The sequence below is a fragment of the Microbacterium aurantiacum genome, assembly GCF_002872075.1.
Classification (GTDB): Bacteria; Actinomycetota; Actinomycetes; order Actinomycetales; family Microbacteriaceae; genus Microbacterium; species Microbacterium aurantiacum_A.
Window position 1 is genome coordinate 1 of record NZ_PGGU01000029.1, and the last position, 9,287, is coordinate 9,287.

Annotated in this window: 10 protein-coding genes; 7 read left to right on the plus strand and 3 right to left on the minus strand. The window is 69.4% G+C overall.

Annotated elements, in window-relative coordinates; translation table 11 throughout:
• Nucleotides 1-237: 237 nt before the first annotated feature.
• The 6 genes from CUR96_RS17075 to CUR96_RS17100 are packed head-to-tail and all read left to right on the plus strand — an operon-like array spanning nucleotide 238 to nucleotide 6,553.
• Nucleotides 238-2,523: a carbon starvation CstA family protein gene (locus CUR96_RS17075; RefSeq protein WP_102194542.1), complete on the plus strand. Its 2,286-nt coding sequence runs from the start codon at nucleotides 238-240 to the stop codon at nucleotides 2,521-2,523.
• A 10-nt stretch (nucleotides 2,524-2,533) separates the two neighbouring features.
• Nucleotides 2,534-2,770: a YbdD/YjiX family protein gene (locus tag CUR96_RS17080; RefSeq protein WP_102194543.1), complete on the plus strand. Its 237-nt coding sequence runs from the start codon at nucleotides 2,534-2,536 to the stop codon at nucleotides 2,768-2,770.
• 49 nt (nucleotides 2,771-2,819) lie between these two features.
• Entirely contained in the window at nucleotides 2,820-4,001 is a 1,182-nt protein-coding gene (locus CUR96_RS17085; RefSeq protein ID WP_102194544.1) for a sensor histidine kinase, read from the plus strand.
• A 7-nt stretch (nucleotides 4,002-4,008) separates the two neighbouring features.
• Nucleotides 4,009-4,728, plus strand: a complete 720-nt coding sequence (locus CUR96_RS17090; RefSeq protein WP_102194777.1) for a LytR/AlgR family response regulator transcription factor — start codon at nucleotides 4,009-4,011, stop codon at nucleotides 4,726-4,728.
• Nucleotides 4,725-5,099 (plus strand): heavy metal transporter, encoded by a 375-nt coding sequence (locus CUR96_RS17095; RefSeq protein ID WP_102194545.1) that lies wholly within the window; start codon nucleotides 4,725-4,727, stop codon nucleotides 5,097-5,099. The genes CUR96_RS17090 and CUR96_RS17095 overlap by 4 nt, the downstream gene beginning before the upstream one ends.
• Entirely contained in the window at nucleotides 5,096-6,553 is a 1,458-nt protein-coding gene (locus CUR96_RS17100; RefSeq protein WP_102194546.1) for a cation acetate symporter, read from the plus strand. Before CUR96_RS17095 ends, CUR96_RS17100 begins: the two co-directional genes overlap by 4 nt.
• A gap of 26 nt (nucleotides 6,554-6,579) precedes the next feature.
• On the opposite strand, the gene CUR96_RS17105 is transcribed toward CUR96_RS17100, so the two are convergent.
• Nucleotides 6,580-7,557, minus strand: a complete 978-nt coding sequence (locus CUR96_RS17105; RefSeq protein ID WP_102194547.1) for a pirin family protein — start codon at nucleotides 7,555-7,557, stop codon at nucleotides 6,580-6,582.
• Nucleotides 7,558-7,631: 74 nt separating this feature from the next.
• On the opposite strand from CUR96_RS17105, the gene CUR96_RS17110 reads away from it, so the two are divergent.
• Entirely contained in the window at nucleotides 7,632-8,006 is a 375-nt protein-coding gene (locus CUR96_RS17110; protein WP_102194548.1) for a hypothetical protein, read from the plus strand.
• 8 nt (nucleotides 8,007-8,014) lie between these two features.
• On the opposite strand, the gene CUR96_RS17115 is transcribed toward CUR96_RS17110, so the two are convergent.
• A complete protein-coding gene (locus CUR96_RS17115; protein WP_102194549.1) occupies nucleotides 8,015-8,317 on the minus strand; it encodes a GNAT family N-acetyltransferase in 303 nt (100 codons plus the stop codon).
• 491 nt (nucleotides 8,318-8,808) lie between these two features.
• A partial coding sequence (locus CUR96_RS18655; RefSeq protein ID WP_219722014.1) for an HNH endonuclease signature motif containing protein occupies nucleotides 8,809-9,287 on the minus strand: 479 nt, incomplete at its 5' end.

The following is a 9,287-nucleotide window of genomic DNA, read 5'->3' on the forward strand; positions in this document are numbered from 1 at the left end:
CCTCGGCGTCGTGCAGTACGGCGACTCCGAGGTGCGCACCGTGGTGACGGTCGCCGCCGAGTAGCAGCATCCACCACGACGCCCCGCGGTCCACGGACCGCGGGGCGTCGTGCTGCCCGCGCCCGTTCATCGCGCGATCGGCGCCGCTCGTCGCAGCATCTGCTCGAGCGCTCACGCGCGGCGTCCGAGCTTTCTAGCGTGGGGAGACGCAACGATGCGCACACCGAGGAGATCTCCATGACCGCACCTTCATCGGGCCGCCGCGACGGCACCGCGATCGTCGATGACGAACCTGCCGTCGTCACCGACCCGAATCTTCCCCCCGTCGCATTGACCGACGAGCATCACGAGAAGGCGAATCGCTGGACCTGGCCCAAGATCCTCATCTGGTCGGCGATCGCGCTGCTGGGCGCGGTGGCCTGGACGATGCTCGCGGTCGTCCGCGGCGAGACCGTCAACGCGATCTGGTTCGTGTTCGCGGCCGTCTGCACGTACCTGATCGGCTACCGCTTCTACTCCAAGGTGATCGAGAAGTACATCACCCGACCCGACGATCGCCGGGCCACCCCGGCTGAGGTCAAGCAGGACGGCAAGGATTACGTCCCCACCGATCGCCGTGTGCTCTACGGTCACCACTTCGCCGCCATCGCCGGAGCCGGTCCGCTCGTGGGCCCCGTGCTCGCCGCCCAGATGGGCTACCTCCCCGGCACGATCTGGATCATCGTCGGTGTGGTGCTCGCCGGTGCGGTGCAGGACTACACGGTTCTGTTCTTCTCCATGCGCCGCGGCGGACGTACGATCGGCCAGATGGCCAGGCAGGAGCTCGGCAAGATCGGCGGCACGGCCGCGATCGTGGCATCCCTCCTGATCATGCTGATCATCGTCGCGATCCTCGCTCTCGTCGTCGTCAACGCGCTGGGAGAGAGCCCCTGGGGCGTCTTCTCGGTGGCGATGACCATCCCGATCGCGATCTTCATGGGCGTCTACCTGCGGTTCCTCCGCCCGGGAAAGGTCACCGAGGTCTCGATCATCGGCTTCGCGCTGCTGATGGCGGCCATCATCGGCGGCGGATGGGTCGCCGGCACCGACTGGGGTCAGGCGATCTTCCACCTGGACCGCACCACGATCGCGTGGGGCATCATCATCTACGGCTTCATCGCCGCCGTGCTCCCGGTCTGGCTGCTGCTCGCCCCGCGCGACTACCTGTCGACATTCATGAAGATCGGCGTGATCGTCATGCTCGCCGGCGCCATCATCCTGGTGCGTCCGGAGATCACCGTCCCGGCCGTCAGCATCTTCGGCGAGAACGGCATGGGTCCGGTGTTCGCCGGTCCGCTCTTCCCCTTCCTGTTCGTGACGATCGCGTGCGGGGCTCTGTCGGGCTTCCATGCGCTGATTGCCTCGGGCACGACGCCGAAGCTCATCGAGAAGGAGCGCCAGTCGCGCTTCATCGGCTACGGCGGCATGCTCATGGAGTCCTTCGTCGCGATCATGGCGCTGGTCGCCGCGATCTCGATCGACCAGGGCATCTATTTCGCCATGAACGCGCCGGCGGCGGTGACGCAGGGCACGGTGGAAGGTGCGGTCGCGTTCGTGAACTCCCTCGGGTTGACGGGGGTGAATCTGACACCGGAGATGCTGACCGGCACCGCCGAGGCCGTGGGCGAGGAATCGATCGTCTCCCGTACGGGCGGGGCTCCGACGCTCGCGCTCGGCCTCGCGCACATCATGCAGCAGGCCCTCGGCGGGCAGGCGCTGATGGCCTTCTGGTATCACTTCGCGATCATGTTCGAGGCCCTCTTCATCCTCACCGCGGTGGATGCCGGCACTCGCGTCGCCCGCTTCATGCTGCAGGACTCGATCGGCGCCTGGTTCCCGAAGTTCCGCGACGTGTCCTGGCGCCCCGGTGTCTGGATCTGCACCGCGATCATGGTGGCCGGCTGGGGAGCGATCCTCATCCTCGGCGTGACCGACCCGCTGGGTGGCATCAACACGTTCTTCCCGCTGTTCGGCATCGCGAACCAGCTGCTCGCGGCGATCGCGCTCGCCGTGGTGCTGGCGATCGTCGCGAAGCGCGGCAGGAGCTACGTCAAGTGGCTGTGGATCATCGGTCTGCCGCTCGCCTTCACCGCCGTGGTGACCATCACGGCGTCGCTGTACAAGATCGCCTCCCCGGTGCCGGCGATCGGATACTGGGCGAACCACTTCCGGTACGTCGAGGCTCGCGACAGCGGCGACACCTCGCTCGGCGCTCCGGAGGTGCTCGATGCGGTCATCCGCAACACGGCCGTGCAGGGCACGCTCTCGATCATCTTCGTGACACTGGCGATCATCGTGATGGTGGCCGCCGTCATCGTGACGATCAGGGCCATCCGCAACGGCGGCGGGGAGAACACCGAGGAGACCCCGGTGGCCTCGCGGCGATTCGCGCCGGCCGGCTTCCTGCCGAATGCGGCCGAGCGGGAGCTCGAGAAGCAGTGGGAACCGATCCTCGCCGAGGATCGCAGGGCGACGACCCACTGATGAGCACACGATGACGAACCACACGGATGCCGCGTCCACCCCTCTGCGCACGCTCGCGCGTGCTGCACGGCGGGTCGGCCGCGGCATCCGCTGGTACACGACCACGCTGATGGGCGACACGGCCTATGCGACCTATGTCGCCCATCATCGCCGCCAGCATCCGGACGAGGAGCCGATGACGGAGCGGCAGTTCTGGCGACAGCGGATGGATGACCAGGATCGCAATCCCGGTGCGCGCTGCTGCTGACAGCGGCGACCACGACGGCGCAGGATGCCGCGGTGCCTAGGCTGGGGGCATGACCGACGTCGTTCTCGCTGCGGTGCTCGGCGTGCTCGGCGGGATCGTCCTGACGGTCCTGCTGCTGCTCGCCCGTCGCCTGGCGCGCGGAGCCGCCGACCTCGGCAGCGATGCCGAGCAGGCCGCGCTCGACGCGCTGCACCACGCGAGCCTCGCAGCTCCCCACCTGCGTTCGGGGCTCGCCGGGCCGGCTGTCGTCAAGGCCGCCCGTCACCTGCGCGTGCTGCTCGGCAGCGCGGCGGTGGCCATCGTGAGCGCCGATGGCGTCGTGTCGTTCGACGGGCCCTCCGACGGGCTGGAGTCCGCCGCGGTGCGCATCGCGGGGCAGGTCACCGCTTCAGGTCGACGGCAGGTGTTCCGCTCGCCGGGACCGGATGACGATCTCGAGGCCGTCGGTGCGCCGATCCTCGTCGACGGCAGGGTGGTGGGTGCCGTGGTCGCGTTCGCCGCACCGGTGCGGGCCGCGCTCGTCCGGGCGGCGGAGGAGGTCGCGGACTGGTGCGCGGCCCAGGTCGAGCTCGGCGGCCTGGAGGCTTCGCGCACCCAGCTGGCCGAGGCGGAGCTGCGATCACTGCGGGCGCAGATCTCGCCGCACTTCATATACAACGCACTGACGGCCATCGCATCATTCATCCTCACCGACCCCGCACGTGCCCGCGAGCTCGTTCTCGAGTTCGCCGACTTCACGCGCTACTCCTTCCGGCGACAGGGCGAGTTCACCACGCTCGCCGAGGAATTGGGCAGCATCCACTCCTACCTCGAGCTCGAGTCCGCGCGCTTCGGCGACCGGCTCCGGATCACTCTGCAGATCGCCCCGGAGACCCTCGCCACCGTGATCCCCTTCCTCTCCGTGCAGCCCCTGGTCGAGAACGCCGTCCGGCACGGATTGGAGCCGGGAGAGGGCGGAGGAGAGATCCGCATCGCTTCCCGTGACGACGGCACGCACACCGAGATCTCGGTGGAGGACGACGGCGTCGGCATGGACCCCGAGGGCCTGCGCGTCACGCTCACCGCGGGCGACGACGGTCTGCACGTCGGACTCCGTAACGTCGACACCCGCCTTCGCCAGCTCTACGGAGCCGAGAGCGGACTGGTCGTCGAGACGAACACCGGCGCGGGTACCCTGGTGCGCATGCGCGTCCCGAAATCGCAACCGCTGCACGACCCGGGCAACGACTGACGTGCCCGTGATCGACGTCCTCGTCGCCGACGACGAGAAGCCGGCTCTCGATGAACTCGTCCACCTGCTGCGCACGGACGACCGGATCGGTGAGATCCTCACTGCAGCGAGCGGTGCCGACGCGCTTCGCCAGCTCTCCGAGCGAGCCGTCCAGATCGCCTTCCTCGACATCCACATGCCCGGTCTGCTCGGAACCGCGCTCGCGCGTGCACTGCTCGCTCTGGCTCGCCCGCCGGCCGTGGTGTTCGTGACGGCTGACGAGGCCCGTGCCGTGGAGGCGTTCGAGCTGCGTGCTGTGGACTACCTGCTCAAGCCGGTTCGCGCGGAGCGGCTGCGTCGTGCCGTCGACCGGGTGCTCGAGATCGGAGAGACGGCGAACTCCAGCGATGAGGAGATGGTGCCTGTCACGGTCGGCACCGCGGTGCGGTTCGTGCGGCGCAGCGACGTGCGCTGGGTGCAGGCGCAAGGCGACTACTCCCGTCTGCACACCGGCGACGGCGCCGGGCATCTCGTGCGCATCCCGATCTCGGAGCTCGAGTCCCGGTGGGCGGATGCCGGGTTCATCCGCATCCATCGCTCGTCGCTCGTGCGCACCGCGGCGGTGACCGAGGCGCGCCTCTCGGGAGCGGAGCCCGCGGTGTCGGTCGGCGATCTGTCGCTCCCGGTCAGCCGCCGTCTGGTGCCGGCCGTGCGCGAGGCTCTCCTGCGCGGCGAGGGCGCCGGATGACTGCGACGCCCAAGCGCGTGCGGGTGACCTCCGACCTCCCTTCTCGGCGGACCCCGGCCTTCACCCGTGGCATCGCGCTGCCGGGCTCTCCGGTCGATGAGGCGGACGCCGTCTACGCGCGCGCCCTCATGCGCAGCCAGCTCCGGCTCGCGCTCGGCACGATCGCCGGGTTCGTGCTCGTGGTGGTGGCGCTGACGCTCGCGATCGCGTTGATCCCCGAGATCGGGCGGATCCTCGTGTGGGGTCTTCCGCTGTCCTGGCTGCTCCAGGCGTACGCGTTCTATCCGATAATCCTCGTGTTCGCACTGCTCTACCTGCGCACCGCGGCCCGCAACGAGCGGCGGTACCGTGCGCTCAGGGATCGCGGATGAACGCCGCCATGGACCTGGTGGGCGTCGCGCTCGTCGTCGTGGCGACCCTGCTCATCGGTGTGTACGGGTTGCGCATCTCGCGTACGACGAGTGACTTCTTCGTCGCATCCCGCACCGTGCGGCCGGTCTGGAACGCATCGGCGATCAGCGGGGAGTATCTCTCTGCCGGAACGTTCCTCGGCCTGTCGGGGCTGGTGCTGCTCGACGGCGCCAGGGGGTTCTGGTTCCCGATCGGGTACGCCGCCGGGTATCTGCTGGTGCTCGTCTTCGTCGCCGCGCCGCTCCGGCGCAGCGGCGCCTACACGCTCCCCGATTTCATCGAGGCGCGACTGGAATCGACGGCGGCTCGACGGGTGACGAGCATCGCCGTGCTGATCATCGGCTGGCTGTACATCGTGCCGCAGCTGCACGGGGCCGGGATCACGCTGCTCGTCGTGGCGGGAGTGCCCGAGTGGGTCGGCGCGGTCACCGTGGCGCTGCTCGTGGCGGCGGCGGTGGCCGCAGGGGGCATGCGCGCGATCACCTATGTGCAGGCCTTCCAGTACTGGCTCAAGCTCACGGCGCTGCTCGTGCCGGTCGCCTTCATCGCCTTCGCGCTGAGCGGCGGACCTCATGAGTTCGATCCTGCGCTGGTCTTCCCCGCCGAGGCGGGCCCTTCGGGTTTCGACGCGTACGAGACGGCATCCCTCCTGCTGGCACTGCTTCTGGGCACCATGGGCCTGCCGCATGTTCTCGTGCGGTTCTACACGAGCCCGAACGGGGTGTCCGCGCGACGGACGACAGCGATCGTCATCGCCATGGTGAGCGCGTTCTACGCGGTTTCGAGCACGATGGGCCTGCTGGCGCGCATCGCCGCTCCCGACCTCGCGGTACCGGGGGTCGCAGACACCGTGGTGCTCGTGCTCCCCTCGCGCGTGCTTCCCGGCGTGGTCGGCGAGCTGCTCACCGCCCTGATCGTGGCCGGAGCGTTCGCCGCGTTTCTGGCGACTTCGGCCGGGATCGTGGTGTCGCTGGCCGGAGTGATCAGCCAAGACGTGTTCTCGGGCTCGGTGCGCTCCTTCCGTCTGTCCGCCGTGCTGTGCGCGCTGGTGCCGCTGGCGGTCGCACTGCTCACAGCGCCCGCCGGACTGGGATCCAGCGTCGGCACGGTCTTCGTCGTGGCGGCGTCGACGCTGTCGCCCGTCGTGCTGCTGGGGGTGTGGTGGCGCGGGCTCACCGCCCGCGGAGCGGTGGCGGGGATGCTGTCCGGAGGCCTCGCGGCAGGACTCGCGCTGCTCGTGCATGCGGCGATCGGGGGAGTGGGAGTGGCGGCACCATACCTCGCGCAACCGGCCGCGTGGACGATCCCCGTCGCCGCAATCGTCACGGTCGTGGTGTCCCTGCTCGATCCGCGGGCGCCGTCACCCCGCGCCGATCGGTTTCTCGCGCGGGTGCATGCGCCGGAGCGCGGCTGAAACGAGGCATCCGCCGGCGGAGGCCCTCAGATAGTGCGGGTCCGCGGGAGCAGGTGCACCGGCGGGAGCGGCGGAGCAGGGATGCGCTCGTCGTGGCCGGCCACGACGCCGAACCGATCGGATGCCGCCTCCCAGTCCTCGCGGGCGGCGGAGATCTCGTCGTGGGTGCGCGCGGCGAAGTTCCACCACATCACGAGGTCCTCCTCGAACGGCTCTCCGCCGAGGAGGAAGAGCAGCGCGCCCTCGTCGGACGACACCTCCACGCGGTCGCGGGAGTCGCCGAGGTAGAGCAGGTCGTTGAGCGCCATCTCATGGACGTCGACGGCCGCACCGCCCTCGACGAGCATCACGGCGTGCTCCCAATCGGTCCGCAGCGGCAGTTGCACCCGGGTCCCGGCGGGAATCCTGATCTCCGCGCCGACGATCGGAGTGTGGACGGTCGCAGGCGAACGCACTCCGGCGAACTCGCCGAGCACGACGGTGGAGGTGGCCTCCGCTCCCTCGTCCGCCGGAAGGCCGAAGGTCGGCAGGGAGATGTGCCGCTCGAATCCGCCGTCGCCGTGCCGGGCGGACTCGGGCAGGACCACCCAGAGCTGCAGCGCGTCCAGCGGCACCGGGTCGTCTCCGACCGAGTACTCCGAGTGCGAGATTCCGTTTCCGGCCGTCATCAGGTTCAACTGGCCGCGGCGCAGGTCGGCATCGCTGCCGAGGGAGTCGCGATGGCGGATCTCGCCGACGAGCGGCCAGGTCACGGTCTGCAGCCCGATGTGCGGGTGCGGCTCCACCCGCATCCGCGTGTCGGCCGGACCGAACCGGTCGAGGAAGCACCAGGCGCCGATCGTCGGGAGGTTGCGATGCGGGAGTGCGCGCAGCACGTTCATCCCGCGGACCCCGCCGAGCGGCACCTCGCGCGGCTCGAGGACGATCCGCCGTTGTCCGATCGCTCCGCTGCCTCCTGTGGGGCTCGACCCGTCGAAGTGTGCGCCGTCTGCGAGGTCGGTCATCGGATGCTCCTTCACGTGCGTACGTCCAAACTAATGCCGTGGGCGGTACGGCGGGGCCTCGTAGACTCGACCGCATGCGTGCTCGACGTTCGACCCCGGCCGTGCTGGCGCTCGCCGCGTCTCTCGGCATGACGGGCTGCGCCTCCGGCGGGGATGCCGGCTTCTGCGGCCCGCTGCACGACGACCACGAGACCGCCGCCGTCGCGTTCGATCCGCTGATCCCCGGCACGGACGACGCAGACACGGTGCGCACCCGCCTCGCACTCGTCGAGAAGCTCGAGCCGACGCCCGAGCTGGCCGATGATCTGCAGGTGTGGACCGACTACCTGGACGATGCCGTCGACACGATCCACGATGATCCGGACGCGGTGGTCGCCGCCCATGACGGTGACGTCGCCGCAGCGGGCGAGGCGCTCTCCGACTACTACGGCGGTATCTGCCTCAGGTAGGCCGAGGTTCAGGCTCCGCGGCGCTCGGGCCAGCGGATCTCCGCGCCCTCGACGTCGTGCGTCCGCAGGTATTTCGCGATGTAGGGGCAGAAGGGCACGATGACATCGCCGGATGCCGCGGCATCCGCCAGCGCCTCGGCGGCGAGCTGCCCGGCGAGACCCTGCCCCTGGAAGGCGGGGTCGACCTCGGTATGGATGAAACGGATCTCGCCCGGACGCCGGTCGAACTCGGCGAACCCGGCGAGCGTGTCTCCGGTGCGGATCTCGTAGCGGGAGAGCTCGTCGTTGCGGGTGACGGTCGTGTCGGTCATCGGATGCTCCTTCGGGCGTGTATCTCCAACCTAAGGCCGCTGGAGACTCAGGGGCTGGCCGAGCACCTGGAGTCAGTGGCCGGCCTTTCGATGTGCTCGGAGGCATGCAGTCCCGCCGGGCAGATTCGCCCGGAGCCGATGGGCGTGCACGGGGGTCGCCATACGTCGGTGCGGGTGGAGAGGTCGTTCGCGAGAAGCGACATGGTTGGCGTGAAGCGACGTGGTCCGCGTGGAGGGACGTGGTTTGCGTGGGCGAAGCGACATGCTTCGCATGGAGTGACGTCACACGCACGAAGCGACATGCTTCGCATGGAGTGACGTCACGCGCACGAAGCGACACGTCGTGCGTGGTGTCTCGTGCTGTACGTGTCGCTTCGCGGCGATGGAGGGCGCTGCACGTCGGCCGCGACGGACTCAGCGAAGCGCGCGTCAGCGCCGGGTGTCAGGCTTCAGGCGTCCGCCGTCGAGTGCCGACCGTCGAGTGCTCGCCGTCAAGCGAGAGCGAGCGTGTCGAGGGTGGGGCGTGGGGTGCGCCATTGTCGGGCGGGGTCCCACCATGCGGGTCCGCGGATCTGGGGGATGCCGTTCGTGGTGCGGATCTCCCACCCGGAGGTGTCGAGGGTGCGGTGGTGGTGCCAGCACAGCGGGACTCCGTTGTCGGTGTGGGTGGGTCCGCCGCGGGCGTGTTCGGTGACGTGGTGGATTTCGCACCAAGTGGCGGGGACGTGGCAGCCGGGGATGAGGCATTCCTTGTCGCGGGCGATGATTGCCCGTCTCTGGTGGACGGTGAAGACGCGGTCGGTGACGCTGATCCCGATGATGCGGCCCTCATCGAACAGGACCCGCTGGATCGTTCCGGTGCACGCGGTATGCGTAGCCACGGTGGATGCGACGGGGGTGTCGATTCCGGGGATCGTCGCCCATCCGGCCGACGACCTGGACTCGGGCACTGACACGACGGCGGGTCGCG

Excerpts from the sequence above, each read along its gene's own strand:
- CUR96_RS17075 (WP_102194542.1), top strand. The coding sequence starts at position 238 with ATGACCGCACCTTCATCGGGCCGCCGCGACGGCACCGCGATCGTCGAT.
- CUR96_RS17080 (WP_102194543.1), top strand. The coding sequence starts at position 2,534 with ATGACGAACCACACGGATGCCGCGTCCACCCCTCTGCGCACGCTCGCG.
- CUR96_RS17085 (WP_102194544.1), top strand. The coding sequence starts at position 2,820 with ATGACCGACGTCGTTCTCGCTGCGGTGCTCGGCGTGCTCGGCGGGATC.
- CUR96_RS17095 (WP_102194545.1), top strand. The coding sequence starts at position 4,725 with ATGACTGCGACGCCCAAGCGCGTGCGGGTGACCTCCGACCTCCCTTCT.
- CUR96_RS17100 (WP_102194546.1), top strand. The coding sequence starts at position 5,096 with ATGAACGCCGCCATGGACCTGGTGGGCGTCGCGCTCGTCGTCGTGGCG.
- CUR96_RS17105 (WP_102194547.1), bottom strand. The coding sequence starts at position 7,557 with ATGACCGACCTCGCAGACGGCGCACACTTCGACGGGTCGAGCCCCACA.
- CUR96_RS17110 (WP_102194548.1), top strand. The coding sequence starts at position 7,632 with ATGCGTGCTCGACGTTCGACCCCGGCCGTGCTGGCGCTCGCCGCGTCT.
- CUR96_RS17115 (WP_102194549.1), bottom strand. The coding sequence starts at position 8,317 with ATGACCGACACGACCGTCACCCGCAACGACGAGCTCTCCCGCTACGAG.